Below are 14,509 nucleotides of genomic sequence, written 5' to 3'. Positions count from 1 at the left end.
CGGCCTGTCTCAGGCGAACGGGACGTGCCCCAGCCGGTAGCCAACGCTGTGCACGGTCGTGACCACTTCGCGTCCCAGCTTCTGGCGCAGGTGGTACACGTAGGTGTCCACAATGGACTTCGCCTGGCGGTCCGGGAAGATCAGCGCGTGCAGGCGGGCCCGGGAGACCACCCGGCCCGGTTCGGCGCCCAGCACGGCGATCACGGCGCACTCCCGCCCGGTCAGGCTGACCCGGGTGCCGTCCTCGTGGATCACCACGCGCCGGGCCACGTCGACCCGGGCCGCGCCCAGGTGGACCGTTCCGGTGCGGTACGGGCTCCTGCGGTGCAACGCCCGCAAGCGGGCGAGCAGCTCTTCGGCGTCGGTCGAGCTGTCCACGCAGTCGTCCGCGCCGGCCTGCAGGCACCCCACCCGATCGCGCACCTGCCCGCCCGCGATCAGCATGATCACCGGCGTGAGCACGCGCGCCCTGCGCATCCTCCGCATCAGGTCCAGACCACGGCCGGACTGCAGCTGCCCGTCGAGGACGATGACGTCGAACTCCCTCGACAGGGCGCGATCCAGGCCGCTCCGGGCGTCGGCGGACCGGCCGACCACGCAGTCGCCGCCGCTGAGCGTGGCGTCGAGCCGGGCCGCGACCTGCGGATCGCCGGTGATCAGGAGGACCCGGATCACCGTGCCCGGTAGCCGCTGTTCGAGCACGGGTGCGGGGCCGGCACGTCCACCCATGGGATCTCCTCCTCCGCTGTGCCGCACCTGCCGCGAGCGGGTGCCCATTGGAGCGCCGCCGAAAGCGGGCGGCTGCCCCGTGCTCCTCGTCGGCGGCGGTGCACCACAGGACGTCGTTGTACTTTCAACTACTAGCACAGTCCGGAAAATTTCCATACCACCTCATGGCCGGACCATTCCGGACACAACGCCGCTCACCCGGCGGCCGCGGCCGGTTCCACCGCCGTTCGCAGCAACGCCGGCAGCCGGGCGGCCACCGAAGCGAGCGGCGAGTCCGGCAGCCAGAGCAGGCGCGTCCGGCGCCACAGCCCGGCATCCCCCAGCCGCACCAGGGCCACCCCGGCACCGACCGGCTCCTGGGGCGCGAGGACCGCCACCGCGCGCCCCAGCCGGATCAGCGCCTCGGTGCTCGCCCGGTCGACCCCGCGGTGGCGCAGGCGCGGGCTGAACCCGGCCCGGGAACTGGCTTCCTGCAAGCTCCGCCACTCGTCCTCGGACTGCTCGGCCGGCACCGCCCAGACCTCCCCCGCCAGGTCGGCGAGGGCGACCGAGCGCCGGCGCGCCAACCGGTGCTCTTCGGACACCGCGACGAACAGCGGCTCGCGTCCCAGATCGTGGTCGAGGAAGCCGCCCAGCCGGGGCCGCGGCCGGTGCGCGTGCTCGGTCAGCACGACGACGTCGAGCCGGCCTTCTTCGGCCGCCGTCAGCAGTTCCTCGGCGTCACCGCCCACCGAAACCTCGTGGTCGCACCCCGGCAGCAGCTCGGCCAGCGCCACGGTGATCCGCGGCAGGTGCCGGTTGTCGGTGGCGCCCACCCGCACCGTCGTGCCCGGGGCGACCCCGCGGCCGAGCACCCGGGCGCTGGAGACGAGTTCGTCGAAGCGCGCCAGCAGATCCCGGGCCTCGGCGACGAACTGGGTGCCGAGCGGGGTCGGCACGACACCTTCCGCGCGGCGCTCGAACAGCTCGGCCCCCAGGTCCTGCTCGATGCGTTTCAGCTGCGCGGTCACCCCCGGCTGGGCGACCCCGATGGCCATCGCGGCCCGCCGGATGCCACCCGCGTCGGCGACCGCGACCACGAGTGCGAGGTGGCGCAGGGTCAGCTCCATCGCCGTCCGATCCGGTGCAGGCCCGCCGCGACGGCAGCGCACCCGCCGAGGGAGACCACGGTCGCCCACCCGGCCGTGACGTGCATGGCGTGCACGTACGCGGCGTCGGCCGCCGCGATCAGCTCCGGGCGGTCCAGCGCCGCCGCGGCCGCCCGGGCGCCTTCGGCCGAGCCACGCGCCTGCGCGGCGGCCGGTCCCGGCAGCCCGGCCAGCGCGGGCGCGACCGACGTCCGGTAAGCCAGGGTCAGCACGGTACCGAGCACGGCGACGCCGATCGTGCTGCCCAGCGGCCGGGTGACGGTGGCCAGCGCCGCACCGGCGCCGGCCCGCTCGTCCGGCAGCCCGCCGACCAGTCCCGAGGTCAGCGGGGCGAAGGCCAGTCCCGTACCGAAACCCTGGACGAACAACACGGTGACGACCGCTGCGATCGGCGTGTGCTCGTCGAAGAACAGGTAGGCGGCGTACGTCAGCGACGCGGCCACCAAGCCGGCCAGAACGGTGCTGCGCGTGCCGAACCGGTCCACCGCGGGCGAACACACGCGGTTGCCGGTCACGATGCCCACGGCCGCCGCGAACATGACGAACCCGGCTTCACCGGGGGTCAGGCCGTGCACGCCTTGGAGGAAGAACGCGCAGTAGAACAGCTGCCCGGCGAGCCCGGCGAAACTCAGCAGCAGGCCGAGGATGCCGCCGCCGAAACCGTGCTTGCGCAGCAGGCGCACGTCGAACGCGGGATGCCGGGCCCGGAGCTGGTGCACGACGAACGCGGTGAGCAGGACCGCCCCCGCGGCCAGCGCGAGCAGCGCGGCCGGCGTGACTTCGCGGGCACATTGGACGATTCCGCCCACCAGGGCCGCGAGCCCCAGCCCGGACAGCGCCGCGCCGGGGAGGTCGAGCGGCCGGAGCCGGCCGGGCACCGGCAGCCGGGGCAGGAACAGGCCGAGGAGCACGAGACCGGCGACGAGCGGGGTGTTCACCAGGAAGACGGCCGGCCAGGCGAAGCGGACCAGCAGCAGCCCGCCGAGCACCGGCCCCACCGCGACGGCCACCCCGGCCGCGGACGACCACAGCGCCACGGCCCGCGCGCGCCGTCCCGGCGGGAGCCCGGCGGTGACGAGGGTCAGCGTCGCGGGGGCGATCAGCCCGCCACCCGCGCCCATCACCGCGCGGGCCGCGATCAGCGCGGCTCCACTCGGGGAAAGGGCGGCCGCCACCGACGCGGTGCCGAGCAGGCAAAGGCCCGGCAGCAGCACCCGGGAGGCACCGAACCGGTCGGCCAGCGCGCCCCCGGTGAGCGTCACCGCGGCGAAGACCAGCGGGTACGCGCTGACCGCCCAGGCCAGCTCCCCGGTGCCGGCCCCGATCCCGCGGACCGGGTCGGCCAGCACGTCGATCGCGACGTTCATGATCGTGTTGTCGAGCAGGACCAGCGTGTGGGCGACCAGGGCGACGGCCAGCATCAGCCGTCCCCGCGCGACCCGGGTCGCCTCGCCGGGAAGGGCGGCGGAGCCGGTCACGGCATGCGCTCCCGGCCGAGGGCGAACTGCAGGGCGTACCGGGCCACCCGGCCGCCGAGGTGCTCGGCCGTCGCGAGGTCCGATTCGTGCATGGCGGCCGGCTTTTCGTCCAGGTTGGACTGCGCGGCCGCGCCGAGGTGGAACCCCAGCCGGTTGAGGTCGCCGGGCCCGCCCTTGGTGGAGTTCCAGCCCGGGCGCAGGCCGAGGCCGACCCACAGCATCCCGTGCTGCGCGGCCAGCGTGGCGAAATAGGACAAAGTGCTCGATTTGTCGCCGGCCTTGGCCCCCGAGTTCGTGAATCCGGCGGCCAGTTTGCCGGTCCACCGCGCGGTGAACCAGCGCCGGCTGCTGGCTTCGGCGAAAACGTGGAACGCCGCCGACGCCGTGCCCATGTAGGTCGGGGCGCCGAAGACGATCGCGTCGGCGTCGTCGAGGCGGAACCAGTCCTCGGCGGCGATCCGGCCGACGTCGATCGGGTCCGCCAGCACCCCTTCGACCGCCTTGACCCCGGCTTCCACCGCCTCGGCCAGCCGCGCGGTGTGCCCGCGGCCGCCGTGGTAGGCGACCGCCACACGGACCTCGGAAGTCACCGTTGCTCCTCTCGCCGGTCCGCCGAACATCGCACTGAAACCTGAGAAACCGATCAAGAACCGGGCGAACACACCTGGCGATATTCTCAAAAAGCGATAACTGCCGAGTTATCACCGGTTGGTATTTGATTTCCGAAGATCGCCCCGCGCAGACTTCCGTTGTGTACGAGCAGATCCCGGCCGCACCGCGGAAGGTGGCCCGATGACCGTCGACGGCAAGGCCCTGCGGATGCGCAGGCTTTCCCGCACCGGGGACGGGAAGCACTTGTTCGTCCCCCTCGACCACAGCGTCTCCGACGGCCCGGTGAGCGACCGGTCCGGCTGGGACGGCCTGGTTCGCGCGATCGCCGGCTGCGGCGCGGACGCCTTGGTGCTGCACAAGGGCCGGGCCCGCACCCTCGAGCCCGCCACGCTGGGCGACTGCGGGCTCGTCGTGCACCTGTCCGCCAGCACCGCACACGCCGCGGACACCGACGCGAAGGTCCTCGTCGGCGACGTGGACGACGCGCTGCGGCTCGGCGCGGACGCGGTGAGCGTGCACGTCAACGTCGGCTCCGCCACCGAAAGCCGGCAGCTGGCCGACCTCGGCCTGGTCGCCGGGGCCTGCCAGCGGTGGGGCATCCCGCTGCTGGCGATGATCTACCCCCGGGGGCCGCGCATTTCCGACCCGCGGGACGTCACGCTGCTGTCCCACGCGGTGAACATCGCCGCGGACCTCGGGGCCGACCTGGTGAAGACGGCGGTGCCCGCCGACCCGGCGCGGATGGCCGAGGTCGTCGAAAGCTGCCCGATCCCGGTGCTGTGCGCCGGCGGCCCACCCGACGCCCGCGACCCGGTGCCGGCCGCGGCGGCCCTGATGGCCGCCGGGTGCGCCGGGCTCGCGGTCGGCCGCCGGATCTTCACCGCGGAGAACCCCGCCGTCACCGTCGCCCGGCTCGCCGCGGTGGTCCACGCGGCCGATCCCGGTCCGCTGTCCGAGTCCCTCGCCCCCCTCACGACAGGTGTCGCATGAAACACGCATGGATCGACGTCCGGGCCGTGCCGGCCGCCCAGCTCGAAGCCGTGGTCGACGCGGCCGTCCACGCCAAGGCCCAGGCGGTCGTCTCCGCCGACGCGGAGCTGCTCGCCAAGCTGCCGCCGACGGTCACCGGGGTGCTCGTCGGCGAGGGCGACGCGCCGGTTCGCGTGACCGCGGTCGACGACGAAGACGCCCTCGCCGACCTGGTCCGCACCGACGGCGACCGGGCCGGCTGGGTGCACGTGCGCGACGACCGCACCCTGCAGCTGGCCTGTGCCGCCGCGATCGAGCTGCCGTACGCCATCGTCGAGTTCGCCGACCCCACCAAGATTCCGCTGGAGATCGTGCTGGCCGCGGCGGACAAGGCACCCGGGCAGCTGATCACGGTGTGCGCCGACCTCGAAGAGGCGGCCATCGTGGTCGACGTCCTGGAACGCGGGTCCGAGGGCGTGCTGCTCGCCCCGCACACCGCCGACGACGTGTTCGCGCTGACCCGCCTGCTGTCGGGGACGAGCCCGCGGCTGGAGCTGAGCACGCTCACCGTGGACCGCATCGAGCACCACGGCCTCGGCGACCGCGTCTGCGTCGACACCTGCACGCACTTCCGGGAGGACGAAGGCATCCTGGTCGGCTCGTACTCGACCGGGTTCATCTTGTGCTGCAGCGAAACCCACCCGCTGCCGTACATGCCGACGCGGCCGTTCCGGGTCAACGCCGGCGCGCTGCACTCCTACGTGCTCGGCCCCGGCAACCGCACCAGCTACCTGTCCGAGCTCGGCTCCGGCAGCACCGTGCTCGCCGTCGACTCCGACGGGCGCACCCGCCGCGTGGTCGTCGGCCGGGCGAAGCTGGAGTCCCGCCCGCTGCTGACCATCACCGCGCATTCGGGCGACGGCGTCGTCGTCAGCCTCACCGTGCAGGACGACTGGCACGTCCGGGTGCTCGGTCCGGGCGCGAAGGTCCGCAACGTCACCGAGCTGCAGAACGGGGACGAGCTGCTCGGCTACCTCGCCACCGATCAGCGGCACGTCGGCATCCCGATCGGCGAATTCTGCCGGGAGTCCTGATGGCGGGCGCCATGGCGGAGCTCGTCACGCGGCTGTTCGACGCCCACCCCGGCACGGGTCCCTACCTCGCCCACGGCGACGACGTCCGGACCCGCGGCGACGTCCGCGCGCAGGTCGTGGCCGAGGCGGCGGTGTTCGCCGGCGCCGGGGTCACCGAAGGCAGCACGGTACTGCTGCAGGTGCCGCCGAGCTACACGCAGGTGCAGGCGATGCTGGCCCTGTGGTCGCTCGGTGCCCAGGTGATGCTGGTGGACCACCGGTTCAAGCCCGCCGAGGTCGAGGCGGTCAAGCAGGTCGGCCGGCCGCAGTTCACCGTGCGCGGCGGGCCGTCCGGCGCCACGCCGGCCTTCGCGCGGGAGTACGAACTGCTCACCGCCCGGATCGCCGGCGGTGTCCCCGCCTCGACCGGGCACCGGCTGGTGCAGTTCAGCTCCGGTTCCACCGGCGTGCCCAAGATGATCGGCCGGACGCCGGCGTCGCTCGCCGCCGAAATCGACCGGTTCGCCCGCGTCGAGGGCATGCCCGGACCCGGCGACCGGGTGCTGCTGCTCAGCTCGACGGCGCACAGCTTCGGCCTGATCGCCGGGCTGTTCCACAGCCTGGCGCGGAACGTGACCGCGGTGTTCGCGAGCAGGCTGACCGCCGCCGAGCTCCTCGCGACCGCCGCGCGGTACGACGTGCACGCCGTCTTCGGCACCCCGTTCCACTACGCGCTGCTGGCCACGGCGAAGGAGATCCCGCCGCTGCCGTCGCTGAAGGCGGCGGTCAGCGGCGGCGAGATCATGGATCCGGCGGTGGCGGCGGAGTTCACCCGCCGGTTCGGGATCGGCGTCGGCGAGTCCTACGGCACCACCGAAACCGGCGTGCTCGCCATGGACGTCAGCGGGCGGCTGCGGCCGTCGGTCGGCCGCGCCGCCCCCGGGGTGGTGCTGCGGATCGAAGCCGGCGAGGTCGAGGTCCGGCTCGACGAAGGTTCGCCGTACCTCGCCGGGGGTGGCGACCGGTACGCCGACGGCTGGCTGCGCGTGCGCGACCGGGCCGAGCTCGACGCCGACGGTCGCCTGCACCTGCGCGGGCGCGGCGATTCACTGGTGGTGATCGGCGGGCTGAAGGTCGACCTCGGCGAGGTCGAGACCGCGCTGCGCGCCCACGCCGGCGTCACCGAGGCGGTGGCCGTGCACAGCGGGACCATCGCGGCCTACGTCGTCGGCGACACCACCCCCGCCGACCTGCTGGCGTGGTGCCGCGAGCGGCTCGCCGACTACAAGATCCCGCGGGAGATCCGCGTGCTTCCCCGGCTTCCCCGCACCCCCAACGGAAAGCTCGTCCGCCGGCACGACGTGCTGCGCGCGGCGGCCGTGCCCGCCTGACCCCGCGAGCCGAAACGAAAGGCGCACACCCATGCAGACCACGCTGGAATCCGAGATCCGCGAGTTCGTGCTCAAGACCATCGTCGAGGATCTCGGGCAGCCGCTGGATACCGGCTCCGTCGAGGACAGCGCGACCCTCGGCGCGGCGGGGCTGGACCTCGACTCGCTCAGCCTCATCGAGCTGACGATGCGCATCGAGCGCCGGTTCTCCGTCCAGTACCCCGAGGACAGCATCGAGCCGGTCGGCGCGATGAGCCTCGGCGAACTGGTGGCCGACACGGTGGCCCGGGGCGCGAAGGCATGACCACCGCCCCCGGCGGGCCGGTCTCGGCGGCCCAGGTGCGGGACCTGCTGGCGGATCCGCAGATCTTCCCGTACCTCGCCGACGACGACACCGAGTTCGTGTTCGACTCCCTCGGCCTGGTCTGGTTCCTGCACCTGCTCGAACTCCGCCGCGGGGTGCTCGCCCAGGCGGACGACGAGTGCTTCGCCGGGCCCACGTCCGCGCGGCGCATCGCGGCGTACCTGACGGAAGTGGCGGTGCGATGACCGACGTGGTGGTGACCGGGTACGGCGTGCGGACCGCGTTCGGCGACGGAGCCGACGCGCTGCGCTCGGGGGTGTTCGCCGGGCGGGCGGCGTTCGGCCCGATCGAGCGGTTCGGCACCGCGGGCCTGCGGACGTCGGTCGCCGCGTGCGCTCCCGGCCCGGACACCCCGCCGCTGCGGGCCGCGCTGACCGCGGTGGCCGACGCGGCGGTGGCGATGGCCGGGCTGCCCCCGGGGCGCGACACCGCGGTGCTGGCCGGCGCGGCCGGTGACTTCACCGCCGTGACCGCGTTCTGGGCTTCCGGGGACACCTCGCGGATCGAGGACACGGTGGCGAGCGGGTTCGCCGACGCCCTGGCCGCGCGGCTGGGCGCCCGCGGGCCCCGGACGACGTTCACGACCGCTTGCGTGGCCTCGGCGAGCGCGCTCGTCCACGGCTGCCGCCTGATCGCCGCCGGCGTCGCCGACAGCGCCGTCTGCGTCGGCGGCTACCTCGTCGAGCCCGAGAACCAGGCCAAGTTCGACTCGGGACGCGCGCTCGCCCGCGACGGCGTGCTCCGGCCCTTCAGCGCGGGGCGGTCCGGGCTGCTGCTCGGGGACGGCGTGGCGGCGGTGGTGCTCGAATCGGGAACGGCCGCCGCGCGGCGAGGCGCCCAGGTGCTGGCGCGGGTGCCGGGCTGGGGCACGGCATCGGACGCCCACCACATCGCCCGCCCGCACCCGCGAGCGCGCGGCCTCGTGCGCGCGGCGCGGGCGGCGCTGCGGCGCAGCGGCTCCGTGGACTACGTCAACGCGCACGGCACCGGCACCCTGTTCAACGACAGCGCGGAAACCGCGGGCCTGCACGAGCTGTTCGGCGCGGCCGCACCCGACGTCCCGGTCAGCTCGACCAAGAGCACCACCGGGCACCTGCTCGAAGGGGCCGGTGCGGTGGAGTTCGTCGTCACCTTGCTGGCGCTGCTCGACCGGACGGTGCCGCCGACCGCCGGCTTCACCGGCCGGGACCCGGACTGCGACCTGGACTACGTGCCGAACGAGCCGCGGTCCGCGCCCCTGCGCCGGGCGCTGACCGTGAACGCGGCGTTCGGCGGGACCAACACCGCACTCGTGCTGGAGCGCCCGTGAACGTCCTCGCCGCGGCGATCGGCGACCCCGCGACGGCTCCCCCGGTCGCCGGGTTCATCGAGTCCCCGTTCAACCCGCTGGTGCACCAGGTCGCCACGGAACTGCTGAGCCGGTCCACAGTGGACGGATCGCGCACCGGCGTGGTGCTCGCCAGCGAACTCGGCGACAGTGTCACCACGGACCTCGCCAGCCGGCTGCTGACCGAGGGCGCGCCCGCCAACGCGCTGCTGTTCATGCAGGCCACGGCGAACGCGATCCTCGGGCGGATCGCCATCGAGCACGGCCTGACCGGGCCGCTGCTGTCGATCTCGCCGAGCGCCCACCCCGGCTCCGGCCCGCTCGACCTCGCCGCCCTGCTGCTCGACGACGACCTCGACCGGGTCCTCGTCCTGGGCGTCGAACTCACCGGCACGCCGCGGACCGACGCCGTGCACCGCGCACGGGGGACCGAGCCGCCGGCGGCCGCCCTCGCGGCCGGGCTGCTCGTCGGCCCCGGCTCCACGCTCCCCCAGCCCTATCCCGCCGGCGTCGCCGGGCTCCTGGCGCTGGCCCGCTCCGCCACCACGACCACGCCCGCCGGGCGCGACGAAGGAGAACGACGGTGATCACGAAGGCCGAACGCGCGCAGATCTTCGCCGACCCCACGCTCGGCGCGGGGAACGTCCTGCACCGGGTGCTGGCGTACGGCCACCCGCGTGACGACGAGGCGATCCGGACCGACGGCACGTGGCTCGCCCCGGACGGCACGCACCCGGCGGTCCTGTCCCTCGGCGAGCTGGACGACGTGGTCCGCACCTACGCGTCGTGGTACCACGCCCGCGGCGTCGGGCCACGCGACCCGGTGGCCATCCAGACCTTCTCCAGCACCGAGTTCGCCGTGAACTTCCTGGCGCTGACCTCGCTCGGCGCGATCCCGTCGTTCGTCAACGGCAACCTGCGGCCGGAGATCGCCCGCGAGTACGTGCGCCGCCAGGGCGCGGTCGGCGTGCTCACCGGCGAAGCGCACCGCGAAGTGTTCGCCGGCCACCTCGGCGAGCTCTCGCTCGGCTTCGGCGTCACCGCGGCGGACGTGCGCGCGACCGGCTCGCTGCCGGCGGTGTTCCCGTACGCCCACGACCGCACCGACCCGATCATCATTTCGCACTCCTCCGGCACGACGGGCATGCCGAAGGCCGTGCCGCACACGCACGAAACGCTGCTGTACGCCCAGCTGCACCGCCTGAAGCTGTCGACCGGGACGTCGATGGGCCGGTTGCTGGTCGCGCTGCCCGGCTCGCACAACGCCGCGATCTCGGTGCTGCTGTTCGGCCTGCTGCTGCGTTCGCCGGTCTACCTGCAGTCCAGCCAGCGCGGCGCGGACGTGCTCGACGCGGCCGAGGAGTTCAAGCCCACGACCATCTTCGGGTTCGCGGGCACCTACGGCGAGATGGCCGCGCACGACCTGTCGAAGCGCGACCTGTCCTCTGTGGAGGGGTGGTACAACACCGGCGACGCCGCCCACGAGGCGCACGTGCGCGCGCTGATCGCCCAGGGCAGTCACGAGTGGATCGGCCACGACTTCAAGCGCGTCCGCGTCCCGGGCTCGGTGTTCACCGACGGGCTCGGCTCGTCCGAGACCGGCTACTCGATCTTCCACAACGGACACCGGCCGGGCAGCACCTCCTACGGCCGCTGCATCGGCAAGCCGATGAGCTTCGCCGAAGCCGCCGTGCTGTCCGAGGACGGAAAGCCGTTGCCACCCGGGGAGATCGGCAGGCTCGGCGTGAAGTCACCGACGCTGACCCCGGGTTACTGGAACGACTCGCTGACGTTCCACCGGCTGCGGCTCGGCGGCTACTGGCTCACCGGCGACCTGTCCACGCAGGACGAGGACGGCAACTTCTACCACCTCGACCGCGCGCCGGACGCGATCCGCACCGCGGCGGGGCTCGTGCTCAGCACCCGGACCGAGGAGCTGCTGCTGCGGGAGCTGCCGGAGCTCACCGACTGCACGGTGGTGGCCGTCGCCCCCGACGGCGTCCGCGCCGACTGGGACGGCGACGGCGTCGCGGAGGCGTACGTGCTGCTGCAGACCACCGACCCGCGATCCGAGGACGAGTGGACCCGGGTCGTCAACGCGGCGCTCACGGCGGCCGGGTTCCCGGCGCTGACCCGGGCGCTGGTGATGGACGCGAGCGAGGTCACCAAGGGCGCCACGGGCAAGGTGCTCAAGCGTGAGCTGCGGGAGCGCTTCCGCGCGAAGCTCATCGCCGGGGAGCGCGCATGACGAGCGCTCCGGAAGCCCCGAACCTGCGGGCGATGGACGCCTACCGGGCGTGGTGGCTGCACGACGCCCGCTGGTACCAGGGTGTCGCGAGCCGGTTCGGCCAGGAGGTGGCGAACGAGATCAACGCCGAGGCGCTGCGGTTCGTCGCGGAGAACATCGGGCGGAAGGTGGCCAAACGCACCCGGGAGGCCGATCCCGGCATCAAGGGGTTGTGCGAGCGGTACGAGGCGTGCGCGGAGGCGATGTTCCCGTCGGAGCTGCGCGACGGCGGCGTCGATGTGGTCGAAGACGACCTGCTGGAACTGACCATGCGGCGGAACTTCGCGGTGACGATGGTGCGGATGGCGGGCTCCCTGGACGGCTACGAGTGCCCGTGCACCGACATCCACGCGGGCTGGTCGGCCGGGCTCGGCGTCGAGCTGACCGAAAACCGCGCGGTCGGCTGCCTGCGCCACGGCGACCCGGCGTGCCGGCTGCTGATGCGCGTCCGCGGGGTCCCGGAAGAGGCGGGCTGACGTGCGGATCCTGGTCGCCGGCGCCACCGGCGTGCTGGGCCGGGCCCTCCTGCCGCTACTGGCCGGGCGCGGCCACCACGTGACGGCGCTGGTCCGTTCCCCCGGCTCCGGCTCCGGCCTCGGGGACGTCGTGGTCGCGGACGCCTTGGACCGCGACGGCGTGGTGGCCGCGGTCCGCGCCGCGGCCCCGGACGTGGTGGTGCACCAGCTGTCGGCCCTGCGCTCGCCGTCGGCGTTCGAGGAGACGGCGCGGCTGCGCATGGAAGGCACGGAACACCTCCTGGCCGCGGCCCACGCGGCGGGCGTGCGCCGGTTCGTGGCGCAGAGCATCGCGTTCGCGACGGCGCCGGAGGGCCCGGCGGTGCTCGACGAGGACGCGCGGCTGTACTCGGACGCCCCGGACGAAGGGTGGGCGCGCACGGTCCGTGCGGTCGCGACGCTGGAGGAGCTGACCCTCGGCGCGGGCGGGATCGTGCTGCGCTGCGGCACGCTCTCCGGTCCGGGCACGCAGTACGCCCCGGACGGCGCGGTCGGCGGAGCGCTGGCGAAGGGCCGGTTCCGCCTGCCCGACGCGGCGACGGGCCGCACGTCGTTCGTCCACGCGGCCGACGCCGCGCACGCCACGGTCCTCGCGGTGGAGTCCGAGGTGACCGGCCGGTTCAACATCACCGGCGACGAACCGGTGACGGCCGCGGAGTGGGTCCCCCGCCTGGCCCGGCTGCTGGGCGGCCCGCCACCGCGCACGATCCCCCAGGACCTGGCGCGGCGCCTGCTCGGCTGGTTCCCGTCGTACCAGCTGACCGCCCTGCGCGGCGCGTCGAACGAACGCGCTCGCCAGGTCCTGGGCTGGAAACCGCACTACGCGCGGTGGGACACCGGAATGGCCCGCCCCTGACCCCGGTTCAGCGCTCGGTCGAGCGCACCGCTTCGCGGATCACGTCCGCGACGGCCTTCGGGTGCGACAGCATCACCAGGTGCGAGGAGTCCAGCTCGACCTGCTTCATGCCCGCCCGCTGGTAGCCGAACCGCTCGACCTCGGGGTTGATCGTGTGGTCCGATGTGGACACCACGCCCCAGGCGGGCTTCGTCTTCCACGCGGCGGCCGGGGCGGGCTCCGCGAACGCCGCCGCCGCCAGCGGCCGCTGGGAGACAGCGAGGACCTTCGCCAGGTCCGGGTCGACGTCGTGGGCGAAGATCGCCGGGAACTTCGCCACGTCGACCGACACGTCGGTGCCCGGCTCGCCACCCTCGACCGGGAACGAGGTCGTCACCAGGGCCGCGGCGAGGTCGGAGTCCGGGAACCGGCCTTGCAGCTCACCGAGGCTTTCGCCTTCTTCGAGGGCGTAGCCGGCGAGGTACACCAGTGCCCGCACGTTGTCTTCGGCACCGGCGACGGTGATCACCGCGCCGCCGTAGGAGTGGCCGACCAGGACGACCGGGCCGTCGATCTGCCGGACGACCGAGGCGATGTAGGCGGCGTCGCCGGAGAGCGACCGGTTCGGCACCGCCGGCGCGAGGACCGGGATGCCGTCGGCGAGCAGTTCGGGGACGACCCGCGCGAAGCTGGAGGCGTCGGCGAAGGCGCCGTGGACGAGTACGACCGTGGGCGTGGACATCAAGGTTCTCCTCGGTTGATCAGGGGTGCAGGGCGTCGTGCAGGAACTCGCCTGCCTGACGGGTGGCCGCCCGGGCCGCGTGGGTGTCGCGCAGGGCGTCGAGCATCACGAAGTCGTGGATGATGCCCTGGTAGCGCACGGCCGTGGTCGGGACGCCGGCGGCGCGCAGCTTGGCGGCGTAGGCCTCGCCTTCGTCGCGCAGCACGTCGGCCTCGCCGACGATGACCAGCGCCGGCGGCAGCCCGGCCAGCTGCTCGAGCGACGCGCGCAGCGGCGACGCGGTGATCTCGGCGCGCTGGGCCGGATCGGTCGTGTACTGGTCCCAGAACCAGTGCATGCCTTCGCGCGAAAGGAAGTAGCCCTCGGCGAACTGCTCGTAGGACGGCGTGTCGAAGCCGGCGTCGGTGACCGGGTAGAACAGCAGCTGCGCCGCCAGGGCCGGACCGCCCCGCTGCTTGGCCATGAGCGTGATGGCGGCGGTCATGTTGCCGCCCACCGAATCCCCCGCGACGGCGATGCGGCCCGGGTCGATGCCGTGCTCGGCACCGGCCGCGGCGATCCACTCCAGCGTGGCGTAGATCTCCTCGATCGCCGTCGGGTACCGGGCTTCCGGGGACAGGCTGTAGTTCGGGAACACCACGGCCGCGTCGGCGCGGACGGCGAGTTCGCGGATCAGCCGGTCGTGGGTGTGCGCGTTGCCGAAGACCCAGCCGGCGCCGTGGGTGTACAGCACCGCGGGCAGGGGCGCGGCCGCGCCCTTCGGGCGGACGATCCGCACGGAGACTTCTCCGCCCGGGCCGCCGGGGATCGTGAGGTCGGTGACGTCGGCGTCGGGACGGGCGACGCCGTCGCCGGCCTGGACGGCGTCGACGGTCTTGCGTCCTTCGGCGGGGCCGAGGTCGTAGAGGAACGGGGGCTTGCTCGTCGCGTCCGCGAACTCCTGGGCGGCGGTTTCGAGCACGGGGTTTTCCGGCATGGCGCCCACCCTGGTGCACCGGCCCGCCCGGGGGCATCGGTCGGTCGACGCAACCTTCGCCGG

General features: G+C 73.8%; 16 protein-coding genes. 10 read left to right on the top strand and 6 right to left on the bottom strand.

Translation table 11 applies throughout. The features are described from left to right. Positions 1–9: 9 nt before the first annotated feature. From AB0M80_RS19440 to AB0M80_RS19425, 4 genes are all read right to left on the bottom strand, one after another. A complete protein-coding gene (locus AB0M80_RS19440) occupies positions 10–729 on the bottom strand; it encodes a response regulator transcription factor (RefSeq protein ID WP_364566344.1) in 720 nt (239 codons plus the stop codon). A 194-nt stretch (positions 730–923) separates the two neighbouring features. Beyond that, on the bottom strand, positions 924–1,838 hold the full coding sequence (locus AB0M80_RS19435) for a LysR family transcriptional regulator (protein ID WP_364566341.1): 915 nt from the start codon (positions 1,836–1,838) through the stop codon (positions 924–926). Further along, complete coding sequence (locus AB0M80_RS19430) at positions 1,829–3,355, bottom strand: MFS transporter (RefSeq protein WP_364566338.1); 1,527 nt, start codon at positions 3,353–3,355, stop codon at positions 1,829–1,831. Before AB0M80_RS19430 ends, AB0M80_RS19435 begins: the two co-directional genes overlap by 10 nt. Continuing rightward, a complete protein-coding gene (locus tag AB0M80_RS19425) occupies positions 3,352–3,945 on the bottom strand; it encodes a flavodoxin family protein (protein ID WP_364566335.1) in 594 nt (197 codons plus the stop codon). Before AB0M80_RS19425 ends, AB0M80_RS19430 begins: the two co-directional genes overlap by 4 nt. 202 nt (positions 3,946–4,147) lie before the next feature. Here AB0M80_RS19425 and AB0M80_RS19420 point away from each other — a divergent pair, with 202 nt between their 5' ends. Genes AB0M80_RS19420 through AB0M80_RS19375 form a run of 10 tightly spaced genes read left to right on the top strand, consistent with a single transcriptional unit; the run spans position 4,148 to position 12,749 of the window. Continuing rightward, positions 4,148–4,957 carry a 2-amino-3,7-dideoxy-D-threo-hept-6-ulosonate synthase gene (locus tag AB0M80_RS19420; RefSeq protein ID WP_364566332.1) on the top strand — a complete coding sequence of 270 codons (810 nt, stop codon included), beginning with the start codon at positions 4,148–4,150 and terminating at the stop codon, positions 4,955–4,957. After that, a complete protein-coding gene (locus tag AB0M80_RS19415; protein ID WP_364566329.1) occupies positions 4,954–6,030 on the top strand; it encodes a 3-dehydroquinate synthase II in 1,077 nt (358 codons plus the stop codon). The genes AB0M80_RS19420 and AB0M80_RS19415 overlap by 4 nt, the downstream gene beginning before the upstream one ends. After that, positions 6,030–7,400 (top strand): fatty acid--CoA ligase family protein, encoded by a 1,371-nt coding sequence (locus tag AB0M80_RS19410; protein WP_364566326.1) that lies wholly within the window; start codon positions 6,030–6,032, stop codon positions 7,398–7,400. Before AB0M80_RS19415 ends, AB0M80_RS19410 begins: the two co-directional genes overlap by 1 nt. 31 nt (positions 7,401–7,431) lie before the next feature. Then, positions 7,432–7,704: an acyl carrier protein gene (locus tag AB0M80_RS19405; RefSeq protein ID WP_364566324.1), complete on the top strand. Its 273-nt coding sequence runs from the start codon at positions 7,432–7,434 to the stop codon at positions 7,702–7,704. Beyond that, positions 7,701–7,949 (top strand): hypothetical protein, encoded by a 249-nt coding sequence (locus AB0M80_RS19400; protein WP_364566322.1) that lies wholly within the window; start codon positions 7,701–7,703, stop codon positions 7,947–7,949. The genes AB0M80_RS19405 and AB0M80_RS19400 overlap by 4 nt, the downstream gene beginning before the upstream one ends. Next, positions 7,946–9,073, top strand: a complete 1,128-nt coding sequence (locus AB0M80_RS19395; RefSeq protein ID WP_364566320.1) for a beta-ketoacyl-[acyl-carrier-protein] synthase family protein — start codon at positions 7,946–7,948, stop codon at positions 9,071–9,073. The genes AB0M80_RS19400 and AB0M80_RS19395 overlap by 4 nt, the downstream gene beginning before the upstream one ends. Then, positions 9,070–9,678, top strand: coding sequence for a beta-ketoacyl synthase N-terminal-like domain-containing protein (locus AB0M80_RS19390; protein ID WP_364566317.1), 609 nt, complete (start codon positions 9,070–9,072; stop codon positions 9,676–9,678). Before AB0M80_RS19395 ends, AB0M80_RS19390 begins: the two co-directional genes overlap by 4 nt. Continuing rightward, on the top strand, positions 9,675–11,339 hold the full coding sequence (locus AB0M80_RS19385) for a class I adenylate-forming enzyme family protein (protein WP_364566316.1): 1,665 nt from the start codon (positions 9,675–9,677) through the stop codon (positions 11,337–11,339). Before AB0M80_RS19390 ends, AB0M80_RS19385 begins: the two co-directional genes overlap by 4 nt. After that, the gene (locus tag AB0M80_RS19380; RefSeq protein WP_364566314.1) at positions 11,336–11,854 is read left to right on the top strand and encodes a hypothetical protein; all 519 of its coding nucleotides are present in this window, start codon (positions 11,336–11,338) and stop codon (positions 11,852–11,854) included. Before AB0M80_RS19385 ends, AB0M80_RS19380 begins: the two co-directional genes overlap by 4 nt. A 1-nt stretch (position 11,855) precedes the next feature. Continuing rightward, complete coding sequence (locus AB0M80_RS19375; protein ID WP_364566311.1) at positions 11,856–12,749, top strand: NAD(P)-dependent oxidoreductase; 894 nt, start codon at positions 11,856–11,858, stop codon at positions 12,747–12,749. A 7-nt stretch (positions 12,750–12,756) separates the two neighbouring features. Here the strand turns inward: AB0M80_RS19375 and AB0M80_RS19370 are convergent, their stop codons facing one another. After that, positions 12,757–13,470, bottom strand: a complete 714-nt coding sequence (locus AB0M80_RS19370; protein WP_364566308.1) for an alpha/beta hydrolase — start codon at positions 13,468–13,470, stop codon at positions 12,757–12,759. Positions 13,471–13,489: 19 nt separating this feature from the next. After that, on the bottom strand, positions 13,490–14,446 hold the full coding sequence (locus AB0M80_RS19365; RefSeq protein ID WP_364566305.1) for an alpha/beta hydrolase: 957 nt from the start codon (positions 14,444–14,446) through the stop codon (positions 13,490–13,492). Between the last annotated feature and the right edge of the window lie 63 nt (positions 14,447–14,509).

Origin of the sequence: Amycolatopsis sp. NPDC051045 (genome assembly GCF_040682955.1) — a bacterium.
GTDB lineage: Bacteria > Actinomycetota > Actinomycetes > Mycobacteriales > Pseudonocardiaceae > Amycolatopsis.
The sequence above is the reverse complement of the archived record's forward strand: the minus strand, read 5'-3'. Positions and strand labels throughout refer to the sequence as shown.